Origin of the sequence: Burkholderia humptydooensis, from assembly GCF_001513745.1 — a bacterium.
Taxonomy (GTDB): domain Bacteria; phylum Pseudomonadota; class Gammaproteobacteria; order Burkholderiales; family Burkholderiaceae; genus Burkholderia; species Burkholderia humptydooensis.
Window position 1 is genome coordinate 3,867,471 of sequence record NZ_CP013380.1, and the last position, 25,141, is coordinate 3,892,611.

General features: G+C 68.1%; 32 protein-coding genes. 15 read left to right on the forward strand and 17 right to left on the reverse strand.

The features are described from left to right. Positions 1 to 166: 166 nt before the first annotated feature. Positions 167 to 913, reverse strand: a complete 747-nt coding sequence (locus AQ610_RS17250; RefSeq protein ID WP_006024253.1) for a YoaK family protein — start codon at positions 911 to 913, stop codon at positions 167 to 169. A 17-nt stretch (positions 914 to 930) separates the two neighbouring features. Beyond that, complete coding sequence (locus tag AQ610_RS17255; protein ID WP_009911077.1) at positions 931 to 1,275, reverse strand: zinc ribbon domain-containing protein YjdM; 345 nt, start codon at positions 1,273 to 1,275, stop codon at positions 931 to 933. A gap of 112 nt (positions 1,276 to 1,387) precedes the next feature. Here AQ610_RS17255 and AQ610_RS17260 point away from each other — a divergent pair, with 112 nt between their 5' ends. Next, positions 1,388 to 1,726, forward strand: a complete 339-nt coding sequence (locus tag AQ610_RS17260) for a hypothetical protein (RefSeq protein ID WP_006024251.1) — start codon at positions 1,388 to 1,390, stop codon at positions 1,724 to 1,726. Positions 1,727 to 1,809: 83 nt separating this feature from the next. On the opposite strand, the gene AQ610_RS17265 is transcribed toward AQ610_RS17260, so the two are convergent. Then, entirely contained in the window at positions 1,810 to 2,340 is a 531-nt protein-coding gene (locus tag AQ610_RS17265; RefSeq protein WP_006024250.1) for a chromate transporter, read from the reverse strand. Further along, positions 2,337 to 2,933 (reverse strand): chromate transporter, encoded by a 597-nt coding sequence (locus AQ610_RS17270; protein WP_006024249.1) that lies wholly within the window; start codon positions 2,931 to 2,933, stop codon positions 2,337 to 2,339. Before AQ610_RS17270 ends, AQ610_RS17265 begins: the two co-directional genes overlap by 4 nt. Before the next feature lie 97 nt (positions 2,934 to 3,030). On the opposite strand from AQ610_RS17270, the gene AQ610_RS17275 reads away from it, so the two are divergent. Further along, positions 3,031 to 3,912, forward strand: coding sequence for a transcriptional regulator GcvA (locus AQ610_RS17275; protein WP_009911076.1), 882 nt, complete (start codon positions 3,031 to 3,033; stop codon positions 3,910 to 3,912). Positions 3,913 to 4,015: 103 nt separating this feature from the next. On the opposite strand, the gene AQ610_RS17280 is transcribed toward AQ610_RS17275, so the two are convergent. The 13 genes from AQ610_RS17280 to flgB all read right to left on the reverse strand — a co-directional run bounded on the left by AQ610_RS17280 (position 4,016) and on the right by flgB (position 17,711). Then, positions 4,016 to 5,323 carry a solute carrier family 23 protein gene (locus AQ610_RS17280; RefSeq protein WP_009911074.1) on the reverse strand — a complete coding sequence of 436 codons (1,308 nt, stop codon included), beginning with the start codon at positions 5,321 to 5,323 and terminating at the stop codon, positions 4,016 to 4,018. 365 nt (positions 5,324 to 5,688) lie between these two features. After that, positions 5,689 to 6,921, reverse strand: a complete 1,233-nt coding sequence (gene flgL, locus AQ610_RS17285) for a flagellar hook-associated protein FlgL (RefSeq protein ID WP_006024246.1) — start codon at positions 6,919 to 6,921, stop codon at positions 5,689 to 5,691. A gap of 15 nt (positions 6,922 to 6,936) precedes the next feature. Then, positions 6,937 to 8,940, reverse strand: coding sequence for a flagellar hook-associated protein FlgK (gene flgK, locus AQ610_RS17290; protein WP_009911071.1), 2,004 nt, complete (start codon positions 8,938 to 8,940; stop codon positions 6,937 to 6,939). Between the two features lie 196 nt (positions 8,941 to 9,136). Further along, on the reverse strand, positions 9,137 to 9,895 hold the full coding sequence (locus AQ610_RS17295; protein WP_006024243.1) for a flagellar brake protein: 759 nt from the start codon (positions 9,893 to 9,895) through the stop codon (positions 9,137 to 9,139). Positions 9,896 to 10,118: 223 nt separating this feature from the next. Continuing rightward, positions 10,119 to 11,054, reverse strand: coding sequence for a flagellar assembly peptidoglycan hydrolase FlgJ (flgJ, locus tag AQ610_RS17300; protein WP_006024242.1), 936 nt, complete (start codon positions 11,052 to 11,054; stop codon positions 10,119 to 10,121). Next, complete coding sequence (locus AQ610_RS17305) at positions 11,055 to 12,248, reverse strand: flagellar basal body P-ring protein FlgI (RefSeq protein WP_045554919.1); 1,194 nt, start codon at positions 12,246 to 12,248, stop codon at positions 11,055 to 11,057. Between the two features lie 5 nt (positions 12,249 to 12,253). Continuing rightward, positions 12,254 to 12,949: a flagellar basal body L-ring protein FlgH gene (gene flgH, locus AQ610_RS17310; RefSeq protein WP_006024240.1), complete on the reverse strand. Its 696-nt coding sequence runs from the start codon at positions 12,947 to 12,949 to the stop codon at positions 12,254 to 12,256. Between the two features lie 20 nt (positions 12,950 to 12,969). Further along, positions 12,970 to 13,758, reverse strand: a complete 789-nt coding sequence (flgG, locus tag AQ610_RS17315) for a flagellar basal-body rod protein FlgG (RefSeq protein ID WP_006024239.1) — start codon at positions 13,756 to 13,758, stop codon at positions 12,970 to 12,972. Between the two features lie 32 nt (positions 13,759 to 13,790). Continuing rightward, on the reverse strand, positions 13,791 to 14,552 hold the full coding sequence (gene flgF / locus AQ610_RS17320; protein ID WP_006024238.1) for a flagellar basal-body rod protein FlgF: 762 nt from the start codon (positions 14,550 to 14,552) through the stop codon (positions 13,791 to 13,793). A gap of 25 nt (positions 14,553 to 14,577) precedes the next feature. After that, positions 14,578 to 15,819 carry a flagellar hook protein FlgE gene (flgE, locus tag AQ610_RS17325; RefSeq protein WP_009911064.1) on the reverse strand — a complete coding sequence of 414 codons (1,242 nt, stop codon included), beginning with the start codon at positions 15,817 to 15,819 and terminating at the stop codon, positions 14,578 to 14,580. Positions 15,820 to 15,845: 26 nt separating this feature from the next. Continuing rightward, positions 15,846 to 16,652 carry a flagellar hook assembly protein FlgD gene (gene flgD / locus AQ610_RS17330; RefSeq protein ID WP_006024236.1) on the reverse strand — a complete coding sequence of 269 codons (807 nt, stop codon included), beginning with the start codon at positions 16,650 to 16,652 and terminating at the stop codon, positions 15,846 to 15,848. Between the two features lie 58 nt (positions 16,653 to 16,710). Next, positions 16,711 to 17,136 (reverse strand): flagellar basal body rod protein FlgC, encoded by a 426-nt coding sequence (gene flgC, locus AQ610_RS17335; protein ID WP_009911063.1) that lies wholly within the window; start codon positions 17,134 to 17,136, stop codon positions 16,711 to 16,713. A gap of 83 nt (positions 17,137 to 17,219) precedes the next feature. Continuing rightward, positions 17,220 to 17,711, reverse strand: coding sequence for a flagellar basal body rod protein FlgB (flgB, locus tag AQ610_RS17340; protein ID WP_009911062.1), 492 nt, complete (start codon positions 17,709 to 17,711; stop codon positions 17,220 to 17,222). Between the two features lie 261 nt (positions 17,712 to 17,972). Here flgB and flgA point away from each other — a divergent pair, with 261 nt between their 5' ends. From flgA to AQ610_RS17405, 13 genes are all read left to right on the forward strand, one after another. Beyond that, positions 17,973 to 19,307, forward strand: a complete 1,335-nt coding sequence (gene flgA / locus AQ610_RS36875; protein ID WP_006024233.1) for a flagellar basal body P-ring formation chaperone FlgA — start codon at positions 17,973 to 17,975, stop codon at positions 19,305 to 19,307. A 103-nt stretch (positions 19,308 to 19,410) separates the two neighbouring features. Continuing rightward, positions 19,411 to 19,746 carry a flagellar biosynthesis anti-sigma factor FlgM gene (gene flgM / locus AQ610_RS17350; protein ID WP_006024232.1) on the forward strand — a complete coding sequence of 112 codons (336 nt, stop codon included), beginning with the start codon at positions 19,411 to 19,413 and terminating at the stop codon, positions 19,744 to 19,746. Between the two features lie 25 nt (positions 19,747 to 19,771). After that, positions 19,772 to 20,266 (forward strand): flagellar protein FlgN, encoded by a 495-nt coding sequence (locus AQ610_RS17355; RefSeq protein WP_009911058.1) that lies wholly within the window; start codon positions 19,772 to 19,774, stop codon positions 20,264 to 20,266. Between the two features lie 495 nt (positions 20,267 to 20,761). Then, positions 20,762 to 21,052, forward strand: a complete 291-nt coding sequence (locus tag AQ610_RS17360; RefSeq protein ID WP_006024230.1) for a RebB family R body protein — start codon at positions 20,762 to 20,764, stop codon at positions 21,050 to 21,052. A 32-nt stretch (positions 21,053 to 21,084) separates the two neighbouring features. After that, the gene (locus tag AQ610_RS17365) at positions 21,085 to 21,354 is read left to right on the forward strand and encodes a RebB family R body protein (RefSeq protein ID WP_006024229.1); all 270 of its coding nucleotides are present in this window, start codon (positions 21,085 to 21,087) and stop codon (positions 21,352 to 21,354) included. A gap of 38 nt (positions 21,355 to 21,392) precedes the next feature. Continuing rightward, a complete protein-coding gene (locus tag AQ610_RS17370; protein WP_006024228.1) occupies positions 21,393 to 21,659 on the forward strand; it encodes a RebB family R body protein in 267 nt (88 codons plus the stop codon). 57 nt (positions 21,660 to 21,716) lie between these two features. Then, entirely contained in the window at positions 21,717 to 21,989 is a 273-nt protein-coding gene (locus AQ610_RS17375; protein ID WP_006024227.1) for a RebB family R body protein, read from the forward strand. A gap of 88 nt (positions 21,990 to 22,077) precedes the next feature. Continuing rightward, complete coding sequence (locus tag AQ610_RS17380; RefSeq protein ID WP_009911057.1) at positions 22,078 to 22,269, forward strand: RebB family R body protein; 192 nt, start codon at positions 22,078 to 22,080, stop codon at positions 22,267 to 22,269. Positions 22,270 to 22,274: 5 nt separating this feature from the next. Next, entirely contained in the window at positions 22,275 to 22,808 is a 534-nt protein-coding gene (locus AQ610_RS37915; protein ID WP_006024225.1) for a RebB family R body protein, read from the forward strand. A gap of 49 nt (positions 22,809 to 22,857) precedes the next feature. Then, positions 22,858 to 23,205 (forward strand): hypothetical protein, encoded by a 348-nt coding sequence (locus tag AQ610_RS17390; protein ID WP_006024224.1) that lies wholly within the window; start codon positions 22,858 to 22,860, stop codon positions 23,203 to 23,205. A 44-nt stretch (positions 23,206 to 23,249) separates the two neighbouring features. After that, positions 23,250 to 24,350, forward strand: a complete 1,101-nt coding sequence (locus AQ610_RS17395; RefSeq protein WP_006024223.1) for a hypothetical protein — start codon at positions 23,250 to 23,252, stop codon at positions 24,348 to 24,350. Continuing rightward, positions 24,347 to 24,676, forward strand: coding sequence for a hypothetical protein (locus AQ610_RS17400; RefSeq protein WP_006024222.1), 330 nt, complete (start codon positions 24,347 to 24,349; stop codon positions 24,674 to 24,676). The genes AQ610_RS17395 and AQ610_RS17400 overlap by 4 nt, the downstream gene beginning before the upstream one ends. 59 nt (positions 24,677 to 24,735) lie before the next feature. Next, complete coding sequence (locus tag AQ610_RS17405) at positions 24,736 to 25,044, forward strand: hypothetical protein (protein ID WP_009917260.1); 309 nt, start codon at positions 24,736 to 24,738, stop codon at positions 25,042 to 25,044. The last annotated feature ends 97 nt before the right edge of the window (positions 25,045 to 25,141 follow it).

Here is a 25,141-nt window from a genome sequence, read left to right on the forward strand (position 1 = left end):
CCACGAATCATATGACGATGTAAGGTCTGTAAAAAAATAAACGCCGCGAGAATCGCGGCGTTGTCGTGGTGATGCAACGGCGGGCGCTTGCCGAATGGATCGGCGAGTTTCATCACCCGCTCCCGGCCGTGGCGTTCGGCGCGGCGGCGAGCGCGCGATGCCTCCTCTATCGCTCGGCGCGTTCGGCGGATGCGCCACGCGGCGCGGCGCGCGCGACGGATTCGTCCTTCGGGACGCCGCCGCCCGCATCGCGGCGCGCGCGCCGCACGATCTCGGCGAACGCCGCAACGAGCAGCAGCACCGCGCCCCACAGCGCGCCGTCGCCGACGATCCGCGTGACGAAGCCGCCCGCCACCGCGCCCGCGAGAAAGCACAAGCTGATCACGGCGAGCAGGCCGGAATCGCGCAGCGCGAGCGCGTCGTAACGCGGAATCAGCCCGGCGAACAGCAACTGCGCGGAACGCCTCAGATTGCCCGTCGTCATCACCGACGTGTACGACAGATTCTCGAGATGCGTGAACGACAGCGTCTGCAACGTCGCGACGAACGAAATGCCCGGAATCAGCCACGCGCTCGACATCGCGGGCCAGCCGGCCGACGCGAACGCGAGAAAGCCGATCTCGACGATCAGGCTGATGAACGCGGCGTGCCGGATCCAGCCCTTCTGCGCGGCGAGGCCGAGCGTGTGCGCGACGAACACCGCGATCACGAAGCCCGCGAGCGGCGGCACGTGATGCAGCGCCTGCGCCCACTCGCCCGCCGCCGCATTGATCCCGAGCAGCGCGACGTTGCCCGTCATCGTGTTCGCGAACACGTGGCCGTGGCCGACGTATGTGTATGCGTCGAGATAGCCGCCCGACAGCGTGAGCAGCGATGCGACCGTCAGGTTGCGGCTGGCGGCGTCGGGATTCATCGTCCGTCGCGCGCCGCTCAGACCTTCTTCAGATAGCACGCCTTCAGCATGAAGTTGCCGGCGTCCATCTTGCAGTCGACTTCGTGATCGCCGCCGACGAGACGGATGCTCTTCACCTTCGTGCCCATCTTCAGCGTGATCGACGAACCCTTCACCTTCAGGTCCTTGATCAGCACGACCGAGTCGCCGTCGTCGAGCACGTTGCCGTTCGCGTCCTTCACGACGGCGGCCGCGTCATCATCGGCGGCGCTCGCGTCGCCGGCGATCGGCCATTCGTGCCCGCAGTCCGCGCAAATATACTGTTCGCCGTCCGGATACGTGTTTTCCATTGCGCATTGAGGGCAGGCGGGAAGTGTCGACATGGTGTTGAAGCCTTGTTTGCAATTGAACGAATGCATGAAAGTATACTCGCCCGCACGCACGCGCCGACCGCGCCCGGCGATCCGTCTCCCGATTCACTGCATCCGCCCTGCCATGAAAGCCGTCAAGTTCTTCCTGCGCTATACCCTCGTGCCGTTCATCGCGATCGTGCTCGTCGTCGTGTGGGCGTTCAATCGCGAATCGGACGAAATCGATGCGCGCCAGTACGCGGCGCTCGTCGCCGCCTATCCGGGCTTCACGCCGGACCTTCAGGACGAAGTGAATCGCGCGATGCGCGACGGCAAGCTCGCGAAGTCCGATTACGCGTCGATCGTCCGCGATTCGCTCAACCACGGCTATGTGCTCGACTGGTCGTCGACGAACGTCGATCTGAACGCCGAGCGCGGCAAGCTCCTCGGCCTCGTGAAAAGCGGCGCGCGCACGCCGGGCTGACGCCTCCCGTGAAGCGCCCGGCTCCCGCGCGCGGAGCCGGGATTCGCGGATGGCTGCGCATCGCGCACCGCCCCAGGGCGCGTCTACGCGAAAAATCCGCCGGCGAGCCCGGCGAGCGCGCCGCCCGCGAGCAGCCACAGCGGATGCACGCGCGTCCGGTACGCGAGCGCCGCGACCGCCGCGGTGATCCCCCATTGCAGCGCCGAGCGGTTCGACGCCTCGGAGATCAGCACCGCGCTCGCGACGACGAGGCCCGCGGTGACGGGCATCATCCCCTGCTGCACGTAGCGCCGCCACGGCTTGTCCCTGAAGCGCTCCCACGCGTGCAGCGCGAGCATCGTCACGATCGACGACGGCCCGAACTTCGCGACCGACGATACGAGAAGGCCCGGCCAGCTCGCAACGTGCCAGCCGACGAGCGGCACGATCATCATGTTCGGCCCGGGCGCCGCCTGCGCGAGCGCGAAGAGCGCGGTGAACGCCTGCGCGCTCATCCAGTGATGCACGTCGACGACCTGCCGCTGCATCTCCGGCAGGATCGTGTTGCCGCCGCCGAACGCGAGCAGCGAAAGCTGGCCGAAGATCGCCGCGAGTGCGGCAAGCGTGCCGCTCATCGCCGCACTCCCTGCGCGCCCGCATTCGCGCCGCGCGGCGCGCGCGATGCGAGCCAGATGCTCATGGGCGTCAGCACGAGCATCGTCGGCAGCAGCGGCGCGCGCAGCAGCGCGATCGCGACGAACGCGAGCGCCGCGACGCACGCGCCCGCGCGCATGTGGCGCAGCGGCTTCGCGACCTTCACCGCCATCGCGACCAGCAGGCCCGCCGCGGCCGCCGCGAGGCCGCCGAACAGATGGTGGACGGCCGGATTCTGCTGCGTCCTCGCATACAGCACGCCGAGCGCGATGACGACGAGCGTCGGCCCGGCGACGAGGCCGAGCAGGCCCGCGATCGCGCCCGGCACGCCGCGAAACCGCATGCCGACCGCGACCGACAGGTTGATCACGTTGCCGCCCGGCAGAAACTGGCAAAGGCCGAGCAGATCGGTGAACTCGTCGGCGCTCAGCCAGCGGCGCTCCTCGACGAGCGCGCGGCGCGCGAACGGCAGCGCGCCGCCGAACGAGATCAGCCCGAGGCCGAGAAAGCCTGCGAACAGATCGGCAACGCTCACGTCGAGCGCATCGCCGCCAGGTCCGGAACGAGATTGCATGGGAGTCCTCGTGATTTTCACGAACCGAGATTACGCCCGTTCGCCGTGGACTCCAAACGATTTTATCGGCGCGCCCTTGTGATCTAGAATCACAAGCATGGCACGCGATCTCCCACCGTTTCCGGCCCTCAGGGCCTTCGAGGCAGCAGCAAGACATGAAAGCTTCAGCGCCGCGGGCGAGGAGCTGCATGTGACCCACGGTGCCATCAGCCGGCAGATCGCCGCGTTCGAGGCGTGGCTCGGCCAGCCGGTGTTCCGCCGGCACGGCAAGCGGGTGAAGCTCACCGACGAAGGCCGCCGCTATCTCGCAACCATCGAGGCGGCGTTCGACAGCATCGCACGCGCGACCGACCAGTTGCGCGAGACGGGCACGGCGCGCGTGCTGCGGATCAACGCGCTGCCGACGTTCGCGATGAAATGGCTGCTGCCGCGGCTGTCGCGGTTTCAGCGCGAGGCGCCGAACGTCGAGCTGAAGCTGTCGACGTCGAATGCGCCGCTCGGCTCGCTCGACGGCTTCGACGTCGCGATCCGGCGCGGCCCGGGCCGCTGGCCGAACTGCACGAGCGGCCGCTTTCTCGACGAAAGCGTGATTCCCGTGTGCAGCCCGGCGCTCCTGAAGCGCACGCCGATCGCAAGCGCGGACGATCTCGCGCGCCACGTGCTGCTGCATTCGGATACGCGCCCGGACGCGTGGCGCGAATGGTTCGCCGCGGCGGGCGCGCCGATGAAGGGCCGCAAGAAGCAGTCGTTCGACCACTTCTATCTGGCTTTGCAGGCGGCCGTGGACGGTCTCGGCGTCGCGCTCGGGCCGCTGCCGCTCATTGCCGACGAACTCGCGAGCGGCCGGCTCGTGACGCCGCTGCCGGGCCCGCGCATCGCGACGCTCAGCTACTGGTGGATCGCGCCGCGCGAGACGGCGAGCAACGCGCTCGTCGGCCGGTTCTGCGCGTGGCTCGACGCGCAGGCGCAGGCGGGCTGAACGTTCGGGCGGGTTTCGGCAGGCAGGCTCGAGGCCGGACAAACCGCGCGCGCCGATGCGCCCGACGGCGCGATCACGTTGCGGGCCGGCCGCGCCCGTGCGCTCACACCATCGGCCCCGGCTCCTTCTCCTTGCGCAGCAGCGCATAGAGGATGATCGCGCCGAACGTCGCGGTGCCGATCCCGCCGAGCGCGAAGCTGCCCAGCTTCAGCGAGAAGTCGCCCGCGCCGAGCACGAGCGTGACGGCGGCGACGATCAGATTCCGGTTGTCGGAGAAATCGACGCGGTTCACGACCCAGATCCGCGCGCCCGTCACCGCGATCAGGCCGAACACGACGATCGACACGCCGCCCAGCACCGGCCCCGGAATCGTCTGGATCACCGCGCCGAACTTCGGCGAGAAGCCGAGCGCGATCGCGATCAGCGCGGCCGCGACGAACACGAGCGTCGAGTAGATCCGCGTCACCGCCATCACGCCGATGTTCTCCGCATACGTCGTCACGCCCGTGCCGCCCAGGCTGCCCGACACGATCGTCGCCAGGCCGTCGCCGATGAACGCGCGGCCGACGTAGCGGTCGAGATTGCGGCCCGTCATCGCGCTCACCGCCTTGATGTGGCCGAGGTTCTCCGCGACGAGGATCACCGCGACGGGCGCGATCAGCAGCATCGCGTGCGTATCGAACACGGGCCGATGGAACGTCGGCACGCCGAACCATGCGGCATGCGCGACCACCGAGAAATCGACCGGCTTGCCGAGCCCCATGCCGTTCGTGAGCGCCGCGTAGATCGCGTACGCGATCAGCACGCCGACGAGAATCAGCAGGCGCTGCAGCATCCCGCGCGCGAACACCGCCACGCCGCCGACGCAGAGCACCGTCACGAGCGCGAGCGTCGAATCGAAGGTCGACGCGGACACGCTCTTCACCGCGATCGGCGCGAGGTTCAGCCCGATCACGGCGACGATCGCGCCCGTGACGACGGGCGGCATCAGCGTCTCGATCCAGCGCGTGCCGATCGCGGACACGACGAGCCCGATCAGCGCATAGGCGACGCCGCTGGCGACGATCCCGCCGAGCGCGACGGGGATGTTCGGATTCGCGCCGCCGCCCGCGTAGCCCGTCACCGCGATCACGAGGCCGATGAACGCGAAGCTCGAGCCGAGATAGCTCGGCACGCGCCCGCCGACGAGCACGAAGAACAGCAGCGTGCCGATCCCGGACATCAGGATGCAGAGGTTCGGATCGAAGCCCATCAGCAGCGGCGCGAGCACGGTCGAGCCGAACATCGCGACGACGTGCTGCACGCCCATCGCGAACGTCTGCGGCCACGGCAGGCGCTCGTCGGGAGCGACGAAGCGGGCCGCGTCGTCGCGCGGCTGCGCGCGCCACCGCGGAAAATAGGAATCGGCCATCGCGGGATTCTCCTGGTTGTCTGGATTGAGGCGCGCGCGACGGCGCGTCGAGGCAAAATCACGCGCGAGTGTACGAAGCGGGAATCGCGCTGACAAGCGGCGGGCGCGCAAAAACGCCCCGCCGCGCGGGATGCGCGCGGGCAACAAACGCAAGGAACGGGTAAGGAAACGGGCGCGGGCGCGCGAGAGCGGCGGGAATCGACGACAACGGGCGGCAAGCGCCAACAACATGGCAACGGCGCGATGGCCTCGCCGAAAAAACAAAGCGGGCGGCGCGTGCCGTCCGCTTCATCGCACCGCACGAGGTCTCGGCGCAGCCAACCGCCCGCTGTTCGCGCGGCCGATTCGCGAACCGAATCGGCCGCTTACGGATTCAGATACTGGAACAGCGACAGGTTCTGCATCTGCACGAACGCCTTCTGCGCGGCGCTCAGCGAATTCTGCAGTTGCAGGAACTGGCTGATCGCGGCGGGCAGGTTCGTGTCGGTCAGGTTCGACAGGCTGTTCGTCGTTTGCAGCGAATTCGTCGTCGTCACCGCCTGCATCGCCTTCACTTCCTGCAGGCGGCCGCCCACCGACGCCTGCACGGTCAGCACGTTCGTCATCGTGTTCATCAGTTTCGTCGACGCGGTGGCCATCGTGTTCGTCAGCGCGGTCGACGCGGTCGGGCTGTTGCCGACGGGCGTCTTCAGCGCGGCGATCACCGTGTCGAGCGTCGCGAACACGTCGGTGCCCGCCTGCGGCGCGGGCGTCACCGTGAACGTGTCACCCGCGGCCGGCGTGCCCGACACCGCGACCGTCTGGCCGCCGAGATCGATCCCCTCGCCTGGCGAGTACGGCTGCGCGACCGGCGGCGTCGGCGACGTGACCGTATTGTCGGTCACCGTGTAGGTCGGCGCCGCCGCCGTGCCGCCGAACGTGATCGTGAACTGGTGCGTGTTGGTCGGATCGGACGGGTTCGTGATGCTGACCGCGCCGATCGTGCCCGTGCCCGTGTTGCTCGCGCCCGCGGCGGGCACCGGCAGGCTGCCGAGGAACGGCACCGACATGAACACGCTCGCGCCGTTGTCGCCCTGCGGGACCGTGCGCGTATCGGCGATCTGCACCGTGCGCGCGCCGTAGTCGCCCGCATACGTGACGCCGCCGCCCGGCTTGTTCGAGAACGGCTGCGTCGTCGGCTGGAAGCCCGCGAACAGGTAGTTGCCCGCGCCGTCCGCGGTGTTCGCGAGCGTGAGCAGATGGTCGCGCGAGCCCTGGATCTGCGCGGCGAGCGCCGCGCGGTCGCTGTCCGACAGCCCGCCGTCGCCCGCGTGCATGATCGCCTGGTACGCGGCGTTGAGCACGTCGTTGACGCTCGTGAGCGTCGTGTCCTCGGTCTGCAGCGCGGTCTGCACGATGGTCTGGTTCTGCGTGTACTGCGAGAGCGTCGCGGACGTCGCCGACAACTGCACCGCCTGCGCGGCCGCGATCGGATTGTCGGCGGGCGTCGTCAGGCTGACGCCGCTCGACACCTGCTGGTAGAGCTGAGCGATCTGCGCCTGCTGGTCGTTCATCATGTCGACGTTCAGGCTGTAGAGCTGAGAGCTGGAAATGCGCATCGCCGCCTACCTCGTTCAGTTGAAGAGACCGAGCACGGTCTGGAATACCGAGTTCGCCGTCTGGATCACCTTCGCGTTCGCCTGATACAACTGCTGGTACTGCATCAGGTTCGCCGCTTCCTCGTTCTGATTCACGCCCGACACCGACTGCTGCGCCTGCGTGATCTGGCCGACGAGCGCCGTCTGCGCGGCGCTCGACGCCTTCAATTGGCTCGCCGCGTTGCCGATCGCGTTCACGTAGCCCGCGTACGCGCCGGTCAGCGTCGCCGTGCCGTTGTTCATCGTCTTCGAGTTCACGAGCTGGGACAGCGCAAGCGCATTGCGCCCGTCGTTGGTGCCCTTGTTCGCGCCGATCGTGAACTGGTCGCCATCCGCGGGCGTGCCCGACAGCGATACGCTCACGCCGTTCATCACGCCCGACGGCGCCGGCTGCGTCGTGCTCGAGATCGTCATCGACGCGCCCTTCGACGGGTCGTATGGCACGGGCGTCGTCGCGCTCGTGATGTCGATCGACGTCGGCGGCGTGCCCGCGATCGTCACCGTCGTGCCGACCGGGAAGCCCGACAGCGTCTTCGACGACGCGTTGTACGTGAGCGTCGTCGTGCCGGACGGCAGTTGATAGCCCGCGCTCACCGAGCCCTGCGAGATCGCGCCCGTGCCGCTGTTCGTCGGCGCGGCCGCCGCGAGCACGGGCGACGCGGCCGCGATCGCCGAGCCGTTCGCGGTGGCGAGCGCGAAGCCTTCGAGCGCGCCGCGCGTCGGCAGCACGGTGAACGCGTCGCCCGCGTTGGGCGTGCTCGTGAGCGACAGATTCAAGCCGCCGATCGTCATCGTCGGCGGCGTGGACGTCGATGTCGCCGTGCCGACGACACTGCCCGTCGCGCGATCCGTCAGCGTGTACTTCGAGCCGTCGTACGACAGCGAATAGTCGCTCGACGGCGGCTGCGTGCCGTCCGCGATCGACGCCGTCAGCGTCGCGCCGCTGGTATTGCCCTGATTCGCATAGACGGTCGGGCTGCCGACCGCGAACAGATTGCCGCCCGGGTTGCCCGACATGTCGACGCCGAGCGCGTTCTGCGCGTTGACCTGCGACGCGAAGCTGACCGCGAGCGCGCCGAGCTGCGCCTGCGCGGGGTCCAGCGTCTGGCTGCGAAACGCGAGCAGGCCGCCCAGCGTGCCGCCCGACAGCGACGCGTCGGGCAGGTATTGCGGGCTGCCCTGCGGATTCGCGCCGGCGATGCCGTTCGACACGATCGTGAGCTCGCTCGGATCGGATTTCGATGCGACGGCGGCGAGCTGGTAGCTCATGTTGCCGACGACGAGCGGCTGGCCGCCCGCGAGGAACACGCTGTAGCTGCCGTTGCTCTGCACGACCTGCACGCCCGCGAGCTGCGACAGATTCGACACCGCGAGATCGCGCTGGTCGAGCAGTTGGTTCGGCGGCTGCCCCTGCGAGCTCGCCGACGCGATCTGCTCGTTGAGCTGCGCGATCTGCGAGGTGTAGCTGTTGATCTGCTTGACGCTGTCGGTGAGCTGCGAGTTCACGCTCTGGCGCAGTTGCGAGTATTGCTGGCTCGCGGCGACGAGCTGGCTCGCGAGCGTCTGCGCGTTGCTCATCGCGGTCTGCCGTGCGGACGGGTCCGCCGCGTTGTTCGCGACAGTCTGCAGGCCGGTGAAATAGTTCGTGATCGCGGTCGCGATGCCGGCCGTCGGGCTGCCGACGTAGTTGTTCAACTGCGCGACGAGCGTGTAGTAGGTCGACAGCGCGTTGCCCTGCGTCTGCGCGGCGTTGAGCTGGTCCGACAGATACTGGTTGTACTGCCGCTGGACCGTCACGGTCGACACGCCTTGCGGCAGATAGCCGCTGCTCGTGTACTGGCCGCTTGCCTCCGCATAGACGGGACGCTCGACGGAGTAGCCGGGCGTCGCCGCGTTGCTGATGTTCTGGCCGGTCGTGGTGAGCCCCCAGAGTGCGGCGTTCAGGCCGCTGACCCCGAGGTTCATGAGGGTATTGGACATGCGCGATCCTATGAGCCGGCCGCGCCGCGGCCGCCGGGTTGCGTGGACTCCCGGTATAACGGCCGCGCGTCGAAAAAATTGAGGGACCGCACGCGCAAAAGATGCGCGCCGCGTTGCGCGGCCGGCGCGCGAGCGCCGCCGCGAGCGTTTCCGTTGCCCCGCACGGTCGCGTCGGCCACGCGCGAGAGCGGCTTCGTCAGGCGCGCGCGAGTTGCCGGCGCTTCATCTCGAGCTGCGTGATGATGCGCTGCAGCGTGTTCTCGGCATTGCCCGGCAGCGACAGGAAGCGAAAGCCGAGCTGGTAGCGGCGCGCGCCGCTCGGCGTCTCGGTCGCGCGGTGCGACACGAGCTGCAGATCGAGCGACAGCTTCCCGTGGCCGTTCAGGTTCAGCTCGACGTCGGGCAGCGTCGTGCCCGGCTCGAGCGACGCCACGCGGTCGTCGCCCGTGCGCAGCCCGAGGCCGCCGAGCGACAGGTTGTGCACCTCGAACAGGAAGCTCTCGCCGTCGGGCAGCTTGCCGCGGCACACGTACGGATCGAGGATCGGCGCGTCGACCCGGAAATATTCGCGGCGCTGCACGCAGTACAGCACGTCGGGGAAGTCGGCCTCGAACGCGGGCAGGTTTTCGTAGCGGGTTTCGCGCGGGGGCGCGGTCGAGAATTCGACGCGCACGCCGTCCGGCGACGCATGGAACACGCAGCGCGGCGCGGCGAGGATGCCCGCGTTCTGATCGGCAAGCGCGCCCCAGTCGAATACGAAGGTCCGCGCGCCGACGTCGACGTCGAGGATGCGGGTGACGAGCTGGCCGCCCTGGTACTGGACGGTCAGGAAATCTCCGCGATTGACGAGGTTGCGCAACTGCACGCCGATCTCGAGCGGATTGCGGCGGCCGTAATCATGGCCGGAATGCGCGGCGGCGCTCTCGGCCAGACTCGTCGACTGTTCGGTATTCATGGCTTGCCGGTATTTTATCTCTATGCGCCCGGCGGATTTCGGGGGCGCGTTATGACCGGGCGTGATCCGCCCGATCGCTGGTCTCTCACGTTTAGCGGCAACAGCAACGCAAAGTTTAGATCGAAACCGGAGTTTATTTTTTCAGCAAACGTTAAAACCGCGCGGGGCCAGCCGGCGCGGTCCGAAATGTACCGAACGGTTGCTCGGCTTGTGTCGACCGAGGTCAGCCGAGCTGCTGCATGATCGAAATCAGCTTCTTCGCGTAGTGCGGATCGGTCGCGTAGCCGGCCTTCTGCATCCCGTTGGCGAAGCCTTCCGCGCTGTGGCCCGCGTTCAGCACGCCCGCGTAGCGCGGGTTGTTCTTCAGGAGGTTCGCGTAATCGGTCATCGCGTGCTCGTATGAGTCGTACGCGCGGAACTGCGCGACGACGCGGCGCGGCTTGCCGTTCTCGTACTCGGTCGTGACGGCCGACACCGTGCGGCCGGCCCAGCCCTTCGTCGCCTTGATGCCGAACACGTTGTAGCTCGATTCGCCGTTCGCGCCGCGGATCTCGCGCTTGCCCCAGCCGGATTCGAGCGCCGCCTGGCCGACGATGAAGCGCGCCGGAATGCCGGTGGCCGCGCTCGCTGCCTGCGCGGCGCCCGCCATCTTCTCGACGAACGCGTCCGCCTGCGCGGAATTGCCGTTGCCCTTCAGCGGCGGCGTGAGCGCGCTCGCCGCCGAATAGCCGCGCGTGCCCGCGAGCGCGCCGTTGCCGGACGACGCATTCGAATTCGCATACGCCCTCGCGAGCGCGTTCATCGCCGCGAGGCCGCCTTCGCCCTGCGCGTCGGCCGCGGCGTTCGCGTTGCGCAGCAACTGCTTCGTCAGCGCGTCGGCGACGCCGATGCCCTTCGACGACATCTGCTGCGCGAGCTGCTGATCGAGCATCGACGTGTACATCTTCGACGAGCTCGAATCGAGCAGGCCGTCCGACGGCGTCGCGTCGCGCATGCTCTTCAACATCATCTGCGTGAACATCGCGTCGAACTGGCCCGCGACCATCTTCACGCCCTCGCGCGGCGACGCTGCCGTGGCCTTCGAGCGCAGCGCGTCGAACCCCTGGACGTCGAGCGCGAAGCGCTGCGACAGATCGTTCGCTTTCGTGAAAGTCGTCACTTAGATGATCTCCAGGTCCGCGCGCAGCGCGCCCGCCGCCTTCATCGCCTGCAGGATCGACATCAGGTCCGCGGGCGTCGCGCCGAGCGAGTTGAGCGCCTTCACCACTTCGGCGAGGTTCGCGCCCGCCGTCACCATCCGCAGCGAGCCGTTGTCCTGCTTGAGCTGGATCTGCGACTGCTGCGCGACGACCGTCTGCCCGTTCGAGAACGGCCCCGGCTGCGACACGACGGGCTGCGTGTTGACGACGACCGACAGATTGCCGTGCGCGACCGCGCAGTTCTGCAGCGTCACCATCTGGTTCATCACGATCGAGCCCGTGCGCGCGTTCAGGATCACCTTCGCCGCCGCCCGCTCGGGGCTCACCTCGAGGTTCTGCAGCCGCGCCATGAACGCGACCTGCTGCGCCGAATCGGCGGGCGCGGTGAGCTGGATCGTGCGGCCGTCGAGCGCCGTCGCCGTGCCCGCGCCGAAGCTCGAGTTCACCGCGGACACGATCCGCTGCGCGGTGCCGTAATCCATGTCGTTCAGTTGCAGTTGCAGCACGCCGTTCATCTGCGCGATCGCGTTCGGCACCGAGCGCTCGACGATCGCGCCGCCGGCGATGCGGCCGGCCGCGAGCTGGTTCACCTGCACGCGGCTGCCGTTCGCGCTCGCGCCCGCGCCGCCCACCGCCATGTTGCCCTGCGCGAGCGCGTACACCTGGCCGTCCGCGCCCTTCAGCGGCGTGAGCAGCAGCGTGCCGCCGCGCAGGCTCTTCGCGTTGCCGAGCGACGATACGGTCACGTCGATCGCCTCGCCCGGCCGCGCGAACGGCGGCAGCGTCGCCGTCACCATCACCGCGGCGACGTTCTTCAGTTGCATGTTCGTCATCGCCGACGATCCGCCGCCGTTCGCCGAGCCGTTGTTGATCGAGATGCCGAGGTTCGCGAGCATGTTCGCGAGCGTCTGCGTCGTGAACGGCGTCTGCATCGTCTGGTCGCCCGTGCCGTCGAGGCCGACGACGAGGCCGTAGCCGATCAGCGGGTTGTCGCGCACGCCCTGGATCTGCGCGAGATCCTTCAGGCGCTCCGCGCGCGCCGCGGCGGGCGCGCATGCGAGCGCGAACGCGCACGACGCGAGCGCGCAGCACGCCGCCGCGCGGCGATTCGATCGGACGAGGGTGCGCACGGCGCGCGCGAGCAGGATACGCATCGTCTTCACCACGGCGCGATGTTGAGGAAGAAGCGCTGCAGCCAGCCCATCGTCTCGGCTTCGTTGATGTAGCCCTTCGCCGAATATTCGATCTTCGCGTCCGCCACCTGCGTCGAGTAGACCGAATTCTGGCCGGAGATCGTATTCGGATTGACGACGCCCGAGAAGCGCACGAATTCGTTGCCCTGGTTGATCAGCATCTGCTTCTCGCCGCTCACGACGAGGTTGCCGTTCGGCAGCACGTTCGTCACCGTCACGGTGATCGTGCCGTTGAACGTGTTCGCCGCGCTCGCGCCGCCCGTCGACGCGAACTTGTTCGCGCCCTGCGCGGACAGGTTCGCCTTGTTGAAGAGGCCGCCGAGAAAGCCCGCCGTCGGCACGTCGAAGCTCGTGTTGCCCTGCCGGTTCGTGTTCGCGCCCGACGACTTCGTCGCGTTGATGTTCTCCGCGATCACGATCGTCAGGATGTCGCCGACGTTGCGCGGCCGCTGATCCTCGAAGAGCGGCCGGCCCGCATAGCCCGGGTTGTAGATCGAGCCGGGCGCCTGCATCGCGGGCGGCATCGGCGGCGGCGCCGACATCGGCTGCTGCGTGATCGGCTCGCGCGGGATCTGCGCGCAGCCCGCGAGCGCGGCGGCCGCGAGCGCGGCCGCGACGCGCGCGCGGCGCGCCGGTTGCGGGAGGAAACGAACCTGCTTCATGGCTTCTGACCTGGTGCCGGTTAGCGCGACATCTGCGTGACGGTCTGCAGCATCTGGTCGGACGTCGTCACGGCCTTGCTGTTGATTTCGTACGCGCGCTGCGTCTGGATCATGTTGACGAGCTCCTGCACGACGTTCACGTTCGACGATTCGACGTAGCCCTGCTTGAGCGTGCCCGCGCCGTTCAGACCCGGCTGCGACACGTTCGGCGCGCCCGACGACGTCGTCTCCGCGAACAGGTTCTCGCCCTTCGCGTCGAGGCCGGCCGGATTGATGAACGTCGCGATCTGCAGCGCGCCGATCTGCACCGCGTTGTTCGAGCCCGGCTGCGTGACGGACACGACGCCGTCGCTGCCGATCGTGAGCGACGTCGCGTTCTGCGGCATCGTGATCGCCGGAATCACCTGATAGCCGCTCGACGTGACGAGCTGGCCCTGCGCGTTGGTCTGGAACGAGCCGTCTCGCGTGTACGCGTTCGTGCCGTCCGGCATCAGCACCTGGAAGAAGCCCTGGCCGTTGATCGCGACGTCCTTCGAGTTGCCGGTCTGCTGCAGGCTGCCCTGCGTGTACAGGCGCTCGGTCGCGACCTGCTGGACGCCCGTGCCGAGCTGCAGGCCGGAAGGCAGCTCGGTCTGCTGCGTCGAGTTCGCGCCCGGCTGGCGCACGGTCTGGTACAGCAGATCCTCGAACACCGCGCGCGAGCCCTTGAAGCCGTTGGTGCTCACGTTCGCGAGGTTGTTCGAGATCACGTCCATCTGCGCCTGCTGCGCATTCATGCCGGTCGCGGCGATGTAGAGGGAACGGTTCACGTGTTGACTCCTTGTCTGGCGCCCGGCGGCGCTTAGCTGAAGTTGAGCAGTTGGTTCGCCGCCTGCTCGTTCTGGTCGGCGGACTGGATCAGCTTCGTCTGCAATTCGAACGCGCGCGCGTTGTCGATCATCGACACCATCGCCGCCACCGGATTGACGTTGCTGCCTTCTAGCGAATTCGGCACGACCTTCACGGCCGCGTCGGCGTCGGCGGGATTGCCGTCCGCGGTGCGGAACAGGCCGTCGTCGCCGCGCTTCATCGTCGCGGGATCGGGGTTCACGAGCTTCAGTTGATCGATCATCGCGACGGCGGTCGGCGGATCGCCCGGCATCAGCGCCGACACCGTGCCGTCCGCGCCGATCGTGAGCTGCGCGTTCGGCGGCACGGCGAGCGGGCCGCCGTTGCCGACGACGGGCAGGTTGTTCGCGGTCACGAGTTGCCCGTTCTGGTCGACATGCAGGTTGCCCGCGCGCGTATACGCCTCGGTGCCGTCCGGCAGCATCACCGACAGCCAGCCCGGCCCCTGAACCGCGACGTCGAGCGGATTGCCCGTGCGCTCGATCGGCCCCGGCGCGAAATCCGCGCCGGGCGTCGACGACAGCGTGTAGGTGCGCGTCGTCGCCGGATCGACGTTGCCGCTGCCGTCGTCGAAGTTCATCGGCACCGCGCGGAACGTCGCGAGCTGCGCGCGAAAGCCCGTGGTCGACGCGTTCGCGAGATTGTTCGCGACGACGGACTGCTGCTCGAGCGACTGCGCCGCGCCCGTCATCGCCGTATAGATCAGTCGGTCCATGCTGGCTGTTGTCCGCGAAGGCCGCTTACAGGTTGATGAGCGTCTGGTCGACGGCCTGCTGCGTCTTGATCGTCTGCGCGTTCGCCTGGTAGTTGCGCTGCGCGGTGATCAGGTTCACGAGCTGGCTCGTCAGATCGACGTTCGAGTTTTCGAGCGCGCTGCCCTGCAGCGTGCCGTGGTTCGTGCTGCCGGGAGCCGAGATCTGCGGCACGCCCGATGCGGCCGTCTCGACGTACTGGTTGTTGCCGATGTTCACGAGGCCGTTCGGGTTGTTGAAGTTCGCGAGCACGATCTGGCCGAGCGTCGCGGTCTGGCCGTTCGAGTAGTTGCCGGTCAGCTTGCCGTCGTTGCCGATCGTGAAGGTCGTGAGCGTGCCGCTCGCGAAGCCGTCCGGCGCGAGGTTGGTCACGCCGTCCTTGCCGCCGTACTGCGTCGTGCCCGTCAGGTCGAGCGTGAGCGCCTGCGGCGTCGCGGAGCCGTCCGTGTTCGGGATCGAGAACTGGAACTGGCCGAGCGTCGTGGTCGGCGTGGTCGAGCCCGCCAGCGTCGTGCTCTTGATCGCGCCCGACGTATCGAACGTGACCGTGCCGAGATCGGTCGGCGTCTGGTTCTTGACGCCCGCGTATGCTTCCCACGTGCCGGCCGCCGACTTCACGAAATACATGTTGACCTGCTGCGAGCCGCCGAGCGAGTCGTATACCTGGACCGCCGTCTGGAAGTTGTACGTCGTGGAATCCGCATAGTCGAACGGCGTCTTGGTCGGCACCGTATCCTGTGAGTTCAGGTTGAACTGGCCGGAGATCCTGGTCGTCGCGGTCGGCGCCATGTTGTTCGTCGGCGCCTGCAGCGGCACGGTCTGCGCAGTGTTGATCACGCCGTTCTTGTCCGCCTGGTAGCCCATCAGGCTCAGGCCCTGCGAGTTGACGATGTAGCCGTTCTTGTCGCGCTGGAACGTGCCGTCGCGCGAGTACGTGAGAACGCCGTTGTTCGACATCTGGAAGAAGCCGTTGCCGTTGATCGCGACGTTCAGCGACGACGTGCTCGACGTGATCGTGCCCTGGCTGAACTGCTGCTGCACCGATGCGAGCATCGTGCCGATGCCGATCGGATTGTTGACGGCCGATGCGACCGAATTCGCGTACATGTCGGAAAACTGCGCGGTGCTTCCCTTGAAGCCCACCGTGTTCGCGTTCGCGATGTTGTTGCCGATCACGTCGAGGTTGCTCGACGCGCCCGCCAAACCGCTCAAACCTTGTTGATAGCCCATCTCGGTCTCCGTAGCGACGTGCTGGATTAGTTGGTGGAAGACGACGAGCTGTCGGTCGACGCGCTCTTCGTGGTGTTCGGGAAGATCGACGCGACCTGGCTGAAGCCGACCGTCGAGCCGTTCGACAGCACGAGCCCCGGCGTGCCGTCCGCCTGCTTGATGACGCTCAGCACCTGCGCGGACGACAGCGTGGTCGGCGCGTACTGCTTGCCGGACGTGTCGGTGTAGCTCGCGCTGATCGTGTAGGTGCCGTCGGGCAGCGCGTTGCCGGCCCCGTCCGTCGGCGTCCAGTTGAACGGCACGGTGCCCGCCGACTGCGCGCCCGCGTCGATCGTGTTGACGACGACGCCCGCCGAGTTCTTCACGTTGATCGTCAGGTTCGACACGGCGCTCGTGAGCTGCACGCCGAACGGCGACGCCGCGCCGCTCTTGACGGGCACGGTGTTGCCGGGCGCGAGCACGTTCGAGCCGATCAGCATCGCCGCCTGCGTCTGCTGGCTCGCGGTGATCTGCGACGACAGCGACGTGAGCGCCGTGTTCAGTTGCGCGATGCCGCTCACGGTGTTGATCTGCGCGAGCTGCGACGTCATCTGCGAGCTGTCGACGGGGCTCGTCGGGTCCTGGTTCTGCAACTGCGTGACGAGCAGCTTGAGGAACGTCGTCTGCAGATCGGCCGCCGACGTCGTCGACAGCGAGCTCGCGACATTGCTGTTCGCGTTCGTGCCGCTCGCGCCGCTCGTGCCCGACGACTGGCCGTTCGAGCTCATCGTGTCATACGGCAGCGAGTTCACGGAGGTGCCGCTGCTGCCGATGGTCGTGGAGGAAGATGTCATCCCGGTTCGCCTTTCTCTCTGCTGTGCGTGTTTCTTTCGGTCGATGCAAAGCCGCGTGTCAACTGCCGATCGTCAGCGTCTTCAGCATCAGTTGCTTCGCGGTGTTGAGCGTCTCGACGTTCGCCTGGTACGAGCGCGACGCGGAAATCATGTTGACCATCTCCTGCACCGGATCGACGTTCGGCATCGTCACGTAGCCGTTCTGGTCGGCGGCCGGGTTCGACGGATCGTAGGTCGTCTTCATCGGCGACGGATCGTCGACCACCTTGGTCACCTGCACGCCGCCGACGCCCTGGCCGGACGCGGTGCGCGCGCGGCCCATCGGCGCGGTCGCGAACACCACCTGCTTCGCCTTGTAGGGCTTGCCGTCGGGCCCCGTCACGCTGTCGGCGTTCGCGAGATTCGACGCCGTCACGTTCAGACGCTGCGACTGGGCCGACATCGCGGAACCCGCGACGTCGAAAATGTTCATCAACGAAGGCATGCATGCTCCTTATCGCGTTGCGCGCTCATTCAACCGTTTCCCGTGACGCGCGCGGCACGCGGGAAAAGCGCCGATGCGGCGCGTCACGAACCCGAATTCGACGTGATCGCGGCGATCATCGTCTTGATCTGCTGCGTCATCGCCGTCATCCCGGCCTGGTAGTGCACCGCGTTGTCGGCGAACTGCACGCGCTCGGTGTCGAGATCGACGGTGTTGCCGTCGAGCGCCGGCTGCTGCGGAATCCGGTACTGCGCGCGGCCGTAGTCGTCGCTCGGGCCGCCCGTCGGGATCAGCTTCACGTTGCCTGCGAGGTGCGCGCCCGAAGTCGCCGCCATCGACATCCCGCTCGTCACGCCCGCCGGCTGCGCGAGCGGCAGTGTCGCCCCGTTGCCCGCGCTCGCCGCGCCGTCCTGCTTGAGCGCGCGGGCGAGCGTCGACGAGAAGTCGACGTCGCGCGCGCGGTAGCCGGGCGTATCGGCGTTCGCGATGTTCGACGACAGCAGTTCCTGCCGATACGCGCGCACGTCGAGCGCCTGGCGGCCGAACGCGAATTCGGCATCGAGTTTGTCCAACATCCGCGAGCTCCGTCTGAAGATAAGATGCGCCGCTCTTTCGCCGCCCGCGGCACCCGCGGCGCGGACAACCGGCGACGGACGGCCAAAGAGGCTTTTTCCCATGGGACGCATGGTAGGCGGACAACGCAACGGGCAATCGGGCGAATAACCGGCAAAGGGCCCCTCTATTCGCGGTTTGCCGGCGCTCGCCCATCCCTAGAATGCAACCCCGTATCAATTGGTTTCCAAGCAGGTTTCCAAACGGGTTTCGAGGAGGGCGCGATGACGACTGACGCAGGCCGCGCAACGCGCGTGCGCTTTGCCGCGGCGCTCGCGCTGGCGGGCTGGATGGGCGCGGCGCTCGCGCAGCAGACGGGCGACGGCGGGATGATCGTGATCCCGGGCCGCGGCGAATCGGCACAGACCGCGCTCGCGAATGCGAACGCGGCGGGTGTGCGCGGCGCGAATGCCGCGGGCGCGGCGGGCCTGAACGGGGCCGACCGCACGGCAAGCCCGAGCGGATGGAGCGCGCAGGCGGCTGCCGCATGGGCCGGCCGAGCCGGCGCGGCGCCGGGCGCGGAATCGGGCGAACCCGGCAATGTCCACGCGGCGGCCGAGCCGGGCCACGGCCTGATCGTGATCGAACCCGGCCCGGCCGAATCGAACGGCCGGGCCTTGACCGCCGCCCCGAGCGGCTGGAACCGGCGAGCAACCGCGGCCGCGCCGCGAGCCGAATCGAACGGCCACGCGAATCCCGCGCCATCGACAGCCGGACCGGCTCTTCCCGCTAGCCCCGCGCCGGCGGGGGCCGGATGGCGCGCGCCGGCCGGCGCAGCGGCCACGCAAAGCGGCGTGATCCCCGTGTCGTTCCGCTCGCAACCCGCGCCGCGCACGCTGCCGATCCGCCCCGCGCCGATTCGGGCGGCGGCGAGCGCACCCGGCGCGCAACCGACGGCCGCAACCGGCACCGCCGCGGCGGCTCCGGCTCCCGCCGGCCAGCAGGACGGCGAATCGATCCGCCGCGCGGCGCTTGCGTTCCTGCAGCAGCAGGCGGCCGGCCTGCCCGGCAAGACCACCGTCACCGTCGCGCCCGCGTTCCCGCGCGGGCTCGCCGCGTGCGCGACGCTCGAGCCGTTCCTGCCGTCGGGCGCGCGCCTGTGGGGCCGCACGACGGTCGGCGTGCGCTGCGCGGGCGAGCGTCCGTGGACGATCTACCTTCAGGCGAAGCTCGCCGTGCAGGCAACCTACTATGTCGCCGCGCGCCAGATCGCGCCGGGCGAGACGCTCACGGCCGCCGATCTCGTCGCGCGCGACGGCGATCTGACGATGCTGCCGCTCGCCGTGATCACCGACGCGCAGCAGGCGGTCGGCGCAACCACGCTCACGCGGGTCGCGGCGGGGCTGCCGCTGCGCCAGGATCTGCTGAAGAGCGCGGCGTCGGTGTCGATCGGGCAGACGGTGCGGGTCGTCGCGTCGGGGCAGGGATTCACGATTTCGGCGGAGGGCAGCGTGCTCAACAACGCGGCGCCTGGCCAACAGGTGCGGGTGCGGATGGCGGCGGGCCAGATCGTCACGGCGATCGTCAAGGACGCCGCGACGGTGGAAATCCCCCTCTAAGATTGCAAACTTTCGTTGATTCAGGGGGTTACTGAAAAACGGGGGCTAAAGTTCGGGCCGGCCTTGCCGTTATTGTGGTCAAACCCGTACAGGAAACACCATCGTGAATGTCGATTCCACCCCTACTTCGAACGCCCGCACGCTGTCGAACGCCAGTACGGGCGCGGCTCGCGCGCAAGCCGACCAGCCGCCCGCGGCCCAGGCGCCCGCGGGCGCGCCGGCGGGCGGAGACGCGAGCGTGAGCCTGTCCGGCCTGTCGTCGACGCTGCGCAGCCTCGCCGCTTCGGGCGGCGCCGACATCGATACCGCCCAGGTCGACGCGATCCGGGACGCGATCAAGAACGGCACGCTGTCGATCGACACGGGCAAGATCGCCGACGGGATCCTGCAGACCGCGCGCGATCTGCTGAAGCCGCCGCCGCAGACGGGCAACAGTTGAGCCGGCTTCGCAGCCGGACGACGGAATGCACAACACGGCGCGCGGACGGCCCGCGCGCCGCCATGCCGAGCGAAACGAAATGAGAGACGAACTGCTGGCCACGGTCAACGACGAGCACGCGACGGTCGAGGCGTACGCGTCCCTGCTCGCGTACGAGGAGAAGGCGCTGACGACGGCGTCGCCGCTCGACGCGTTGCCGGGCATCGTCGAGCGGAAAACCGGGCTGCTCGAGAAGCTCGCGCAACTCGAGCGCCGGCGCGACACGCTGCTCGCGTCGCTCGGCCTGCCGGCCGGCAAGAAAGGGATGGATCTCGCGGCGGAAAACGACGCGCGCCTCGCGAACGGCTGGCAACTGCTGCAGCAATCGGCCGAGCGCGCGCGCCACGCGAACGCGATCAACGGGATGCTGATCCGCATCCGGATGGACTACAACGAACGCACGCTGTCCGTGCTGCGCGCCGCGCCGCCGCGCAACGGCTTCTATGGGCCGGACGGGCGCGTCGCCGCGGCCGCACGCTGAAATCGGAGCGGCAGCGCGACGCACGCGTTGCCGCTCGCCAGAGCGCGCACCGAGCGCGCCGGCCGCCTCCCCCGCCAACCCCGGCACCCGCCTGCTCGCCAGCGCCGATCGCCTGCGCGCGCATGCGCACGCGCGCGGTGCGCCGCCTCCTTGATCATCGCTGAAGCGCCGGAGACGTTTCGTCCGGCCGACTGCGCCTTCTCGCGCCCTTGCGGGCCGGATCGGAAATTTCGCCGCAAATCGGCGCTTTTTCCGCATGCCGCCTTTTCTGCCACCACGAAACCGACACCGATACGGCGAAAACGCCGATCGGCTCGGCAGGTTCGTCTGGCCGTTTACGACGATTTGCCGATTCGGCGCCGTGTTTTCCATCGGTCGCACCAATTGGGGCCGCGGTTGCTTTTCTAAGATGTTTTCACGGCCCTGCCAAGTTGCGCAGGGTTCGTACCGAAAACATCCCGCCGAAAGGCAGCCACACCGTCACAAGGAGCAACCATGGCATTCCCGACCAGCGTCAACGACCAGATCACCGATTCCGTCACACAGGCCAATACCAAGGTATTGGGCGATGCGCCGGCGATCGCGATGGGCAACCTCTACCAGGCCACCGCGCAAGCGCTCGCCAATACCGCCCACAACGCCACCAACGCTCAGCAGCAAAGTTACGTCACCACGCAAGCCGCCACCACGATGGGCGTCGCGACGCTGTACTCGCTCGATACCGCCGCCACGGGCGTGTCGACCAAGGACATCCTGAGCACCGGCGTTCGCGGCCTCGGCAGCTAAGCGGCCAGGACTAAACCACCAAGGAGCCCGACATGGCTTTTCCGACCAGCGTCAATGACCAGATCACCGATTCCGTCACGCAGGCCAACACCAAAGTGTTGGGCGATGCGCCGGCGATCGCGATGGGCAACCTGTACCAGGCTACGGCGCAAGCCCTGGCCAACGCGGCGCACAACGCGACCTATGCGCAGCAACAGAGCTACGTGACCGCGCAAGCCGCCACCACGATGGGCGTCGCGACGCTGTATTCGCTCGACACGGCCACGACCGGGATCGCCACCACCAAGATCCTCGGTACCTGAGGATCGCCGGCAACCGTTGATCCCAAGGAGTTGAGCACATGGCCTTTCCGACTGCCGTCAACAACCAGATCACCGATTCGGTGACTCAGGCGAACACCCAGGTGCTGGGAGTCTCTCCGTCCATCGCGATGGGCAACCTGTACCAGGCCACGGCGCAGGCGTTGGCCAATGCGGCACACAACGCGACCCTGGCGCAACAGCAGATGTACGTCACGGCGCAGGCTGCGACCACGATGGGCGTCGCGCTGCTGTACTCGCTGGACACCGGCAGTACGGCGATGGCGACCAAGAAGATCCTCGGCTGAGGGTCCGTGCATTGATCATCGCCACACTCGTCATCTCTATATTAAGGAGTATGAATCATGGCATTTCCGACTTCAGTCAACAGCCAGATCACCGATTCGGTCTCGCAAGTCAACACGAAGGTACTGGGCGACGCGCCGTCCGTCGCGATGGGCAACCTGTATGTGGCAACGAGCCAGGCGCTGTCGAACGCCGCACACAACGCGACGAACAATCAGCAGCAATCGTACGTGACGATGCAGGCATCCACCACGCAGGCCGTGTCCACGCTGCTGACGGTGGAAACGGGCACCACGGGCGCCGCCACCGCGGAGATCCTCGGCCTGAAATAACCGCGCCTGACGCCCGCGGCCGACGCACCGGGGCACGCGGGCGCCATGCGCGCCGGCTATCGGGTATTCGGCCGCACCGGTCCGCGCGATGCCACAGCTCGCCGTAGATCAAACGGCCGCCGCCGCGATGGCCATGACCTATCTCGCGATGGCCGACAGCATCGGCATCGCGATGGGCAATGCCGTCGCCAATCAGCAGCGGGGCCAGGTCATCGCCGGCGCGGCCACGACTCAGGTTCTCGCATTGATCATCGCCAAGGGAAGCCAACAGGGAAGCTAATCGTCATGAGCACCGATGACAGCACCGTCAACAGTCAAATCGTCGACGCCGTCAGCAACGTCGTCACGCTGACGACCGGCCAATCGCCGTCACAAGCGTTCGGCATGCTCGACGCCGTCTTGCTGGAAACGCTCGGCATGGCCATGCACAACGCGGTGAATCGCCAGCAAAGCGCCGGCATGATCAACTCGGCCGCGCTGACGGCCGCGTGCGCGAAGATCCTCGCCGTGCCGTTCCCGGCGCCGCCCCCGCCGCCGCCGCCCGCGCCGGCACCGCCGCCCGAAGTGCATCCGCTGCCGGGGCCCGGCGAATCGTCGTCGCCGGCCGCCGTCGTGGAAGCCGCCGTCAAGGAAAGCGAGACGGCTTTCGGCGAAGCCAAGGCCGCCCTCGACGAGCTGAAGGCCTCGGCCGACACGGCCGCGAAGGACGCGGGCGACGCCGAGTACGCGCTGGACCAGTTCGCGCAATCGGTCACGGCCGCGCTGTCGAAGCCGGGCGGCGACACGCCGAACCACGGCGCACCGAGCAGCAGGAACTGAAGGATTTCGCGCTGCCCGCTGACACATTCACCCCACCGAAGGAAATGTCATGGATCCCTCGAAGGTCAACTCTCAAGTCATCGACGTGATCAACCAGAGCCAGCTCGCGACGATGAGCCCGCAGGTGGTGTTGACGAGCGGCGCGGGCAAGGCCTATCAGTCGGTCGCCCAATCGACCGCGCTCGCGGTACAGGACGCGACCGACGCGTTGCGCAACATCACCACGATCGCGACGACGGCGGCCGGCGTGGCGATGGCGCAGTTCCTCGCCACCGGCAAGCCGCAATACGCGACGGCGCTCACCCAGGCGCAGGAGATGATGAAGTCCGCAACCGACGACTACGCGAAGATCGGCTCGGTCGCCGCGACCGTGCTCAAGGGATTCCCGGCCGGCTGAAGCGAACCCGTATGCCTCCCGCAGTCCGATCAAGGAGCATTGCCATGACCGTATCCGTTGCCGGCAAGCTGATACCGCTGCCCAACGCGCTGTCCGACATCGGGCGGCTCGCGCTCGCGTTCGTCGACGGCGGCATAGAGTGGCTGGTCTGGGCCGCCACCGCGCCGTCGGCGCGCTACGACTTCGCGGACGAGACGGAGCTGATCGCCACGGTCCAGCAGGGGCTGCACGCGTCGCGCTACACGCTGCTGCCGCAGCTCGGGCTGATGATCAGCCCGGTCAAGCTCATGACGCTGAGCCTGGCCGACCTGCACATCCTCGCGCGCGCCGAGAGCGGCGACGGCTCGTCCGTCGTGGCCGCGCAGGTGGCGAAGGTCCTCTCGGAACACCGTCTCGTCACCCGCGACGAACTGGCCGCGGGCGCGAGCTTCCTCGCGCAGTTGGGCGTCAAGTCGGCGCCGCTGTTCCAGGCGCTCGGCTTCGACGACAGCCTGGCGGTCACGGACCTGATGCACCTGCCGCAGGGCGCACGGCAGCAGCCGTTGCAGCAGGAGGCCGCCTCGTTCGCGTTGAAGCAGGCGCGCACCGTGCTCGAATTCTGCGACTTCTACCGCTTCTATCTCGACTACGCGGAACAACTGAACAGCAGCGCCGCCACGCCCGAGCGGCGCGAAGCCGCGGCGACGGATGCGTCGGAAGCGTTGCTGCCGATTCTTTTCGGCGCGCTGGACTGTCCGCAGGTGCAGGGCCTGGCGGGGCCGTCCGACGTCGCGCAGACCGTGCGCAACTGGCTCGCTCAAGGCCGAATGGTGGGCTTCGCGAGGCTGTCGCAAGGCGCCCAGCAGATCGTCCAGCACACCGCCTACAAGGGCGAGACGGGCGAAGCGGCCAAGCGCATCGTCGAGCTCTTCATGCACGCGGCGCAGGCGTTTCTGGCCGCCCACCAGCCCGACCGCGGCACGATGGGCCAGGATGGCGCGACCTGTCTGTTCCCCGTCGAGTCCGCTCAATTGCATGCCGAATTGCAGTTGAGCGGCAACGGCGTGATTTCGCTGAACGACTTCGGCGCGAAACCCGCCGCGCCGGCGGCGCTTGCGCCCGCCGCGACGGAAAACGCAACCGCAGAACAGGAGAACGTATCGTGAGCATTCCCAATAAACCGATTTCGAACGCATTCGAACGGCCGGAAGACTCGCAAGCGGCGGCCGGGCGGCTACGCGTGTCCGCGCCTTCCGGCGTCGCGCCGGTCATCACGCCGTCCATCACGCCGGCCAACGCACCGCCTGAATTCGCGAACCCGCACGCCGCCGTCGCCGACATGCGCAGGCAAGCGCGCGCGAAGGCTCAGCAGATGGTCGTGGACGCCAGGCTGGCGCTGCTGGAATCGCTGCACGCATTGCACACCGCCGGAAAGACGGATGCCGTTTCCACGGTTGCGGTTCCGGCTCCGATCAAGCGAGGCATGCGATGACCCCCCGACGTGACGTATCGGCGACGAATCCGCCCGAGTCCATTTCGCAGACCGCCGAGATGCAGGCGCAACAGGCGGTCGATGACGCGGTCGCGGCGACCGACAAGGCGATGCGCGCCGCGTTGAACAGCACGGCGCACGCCGGCGCAGCCGACGGCGATCACGCCGCGCGCGAAGCGATGACGCAGGCCGAGCAGGCGCTCGCGGCCGCGCTGAGCGGCGCGGCAGCCGGCGAAGCCGCCGTGGCGAACGCGTCGCGGCAAGCCGGAGAGGCCCAGGCTCGCGCGGTCGAGGCGGCGCAGCGACAGGCGGAACAGGCGATGGCCGCGGCGGCGGGGGCCGGGGCGACGGGACCTCGGGCGGGATAGCTCATGGGCAGCGCCTGCCTTGCGGGAGACCCGCTCTCGTCAGACGGCTTCGTGTCATGCCAGGTCGCGACCGCCCTACGACCGGGTCAAGCCAAGG

Coding starts and splice junctions, on each gene's coding strand:
- AQ610_RS17405 (WP_009917260.1), top strand. CDS start 24,736: ATGCAGGCGCAACAGGCGGTCGATGACGCGGTCGCGGCGACCGACAAG.
- AQ610_RS17270 (WP_006024249.1), bottom strand. CDS start 2,933: ATGCAATCTCGTTCCGGACCTGGCGGCGATGCGCTCGACGTGAGCGTT.
- flgE (WP_009911064.1), bottom strand. CDS start 15,819: ATGGGCTATCAACAAGGTTTGAGCGGTTTGGCGGGCGCGTCGAGCAAC.
- AQ610_RS17355 (WP_009911058.1), top strand. CDS start 19,772: ATGCACAACACGGCGCGCGGACGGCCCGCGCGCCGCCATGCCGAGCGA.
- flgB (WP_009911062.1), bottom strand. CDS start 17,711: ATGTTGGACAAACTCGATGCCGAATTCGCGTTCGGCCGCCAGGCGCTC.
- AQ610_RS17380 (WP_009911057.1), top strand. CDS start 22,078: ATGCCACAGCTCGCCGTAGATCAAACGGCCGCCGCCGCGATGGCCATG.
- flgC (WP_009911063.1), bottom strand. CDS start 17,136: ATGCCTTCGTTGATGAACATTTTCGACGTCGCGGGTTCCGCGATGTCG.
- AQ610_RS17365 (WP_006024229.1), top strand. CDS start 21,085: ATGGCTTTTCCGACCAGCGTCAATGACCAGATCACCGATTCCGTCACG.
- AQ610_RS17260 (WP_006024251.1), top strand. CDS start 1,388: ATGAAAGCCGTCAAGTTCTTCCTGCGCTATACCCTCGTGCCGTTCATC.
- AQ610_RS17275 (WP_009911076.1), top strand. CDS start 3,031: ATGGCACGCGATCTCCCACCGTTTCCGGCCCTCAGGGCCTTCGAGGCA.
- AQ610_RS17370 (WP_006024228.1), top strand. CDS start 21,393: ATGGCCTTTCCGACTGCCGTCAACAACCAGATCACCGATTCGGTGACT.
- AQ610_RS17250 (WP_006024253.1), bottom strand. CDS start 913: ATGAATCCCGACGCCGCCAGCCGCAACCTGACGGTCGCATCGCTGCTC.
- AQ610_RS17395 (WP_006024223.1), top strand. CDS start 23,250: ATGACCGTATCCGTTGCCGGCAAGCTGATACCGCTGCCCAACGCGCTG.
- AQ610_RS17305 (WP_045554919.1), bottom strand. CDS start 12,248: ATGCGTATCCTGCTCGCGCGCGCCGTGCGCACCCTCGTCCGATCGAAT.
- flgH (WP_006024240.1), bottom strand. CDS start 12,949: ATGAAGCAGGTTCGTTTCCTCCCGCAACCGGCGCGCCGCGCGCGCGTC.
- flgK (WP_009911071.1), bottom strand. CDS start 8,940: ATGTCCAATACCCTCATGAACCTCGGGGTCAGCGGCCTGAACGCCGCA.
- AQ610_RS17255 (WP_009911077.1), bottom strand. CDS start 1,275: ATGTCGACACTTCCCGCCTGCCCTCAATGCGCAATGGAAAACACGTAT.
- AQ610_RS37915 (WP_006024225.1), top strand. CDS start 22,275: ATGAGCACCGATGACAGCACCGTCAACAGTCAAATCGTCGACGCCGTC.
- flgD (WP_006024236.1), bottom strand. CDS start 16,652: ATGACATCTTCCTCCACGACCATCGGCAGCAGCGGCACCTCCGTGAAC.
- AQ610_RS17375 (WP_006024227.1), top strand. CDS start 21,717: ATGGCATTTCCGACTTCAGTCAACAGCCAGATCACCGATTCGGTCTCG.
- AQ610_RS17280 (WP_009911074.1), bottom strand. CDS start 5,323: ATGGCCGATTCCTATTTTCCGCGGTGGCGCGCGCAGCCGCGCGACGAC.
- AQ610_RS17265 (WP_006024250.1), bottom strand. CDS start 2,340: ATGAGCGGCACGCTTGCCGCACTCGCGGCGATCTTCGGCCAGCTTTCG.
- flgA (WP_006024233.1), top strand. CDS start 17,973: ATGACGACTGACGCAGGCCGCGCAACGCGCGTGCGCTTTGCCGCGGCG.
- AQ610_RS17390 (WP_006024224.1), top strand. CDS start 22,858: ATGGATCCCTCGAAGGTCAACTCTCAAGTCATCGACGTGATCAACCAG.
- AQ610_RS17295 (WP_006024243.1), bottom strand. CDS start 9,895: ATGAATACCGAACAGTCGACGAGTCTGGCCGAGAGCGCCGCCGCGCAT.
- AQ610_RS17360 (WP_006024230.1), top strand. CDS start 20,762: ATGGCATTCCCGACCAGCGTCAACGACCAGATCACCGATTCCGTCACA.
- flgF (WP_006024238.1), bottom strand. CDS start 14,552: ATGGACCGACTGATCTATACGGCGATGACGGGCGCGGCGCAGTCGCTC.
- flgL (WP_006024246.1), bottom strand. CDS start 6,921: ATGCGCATTTCCAGCTCTCAGCTCTACAGCCTGAACGTCGACATGATG.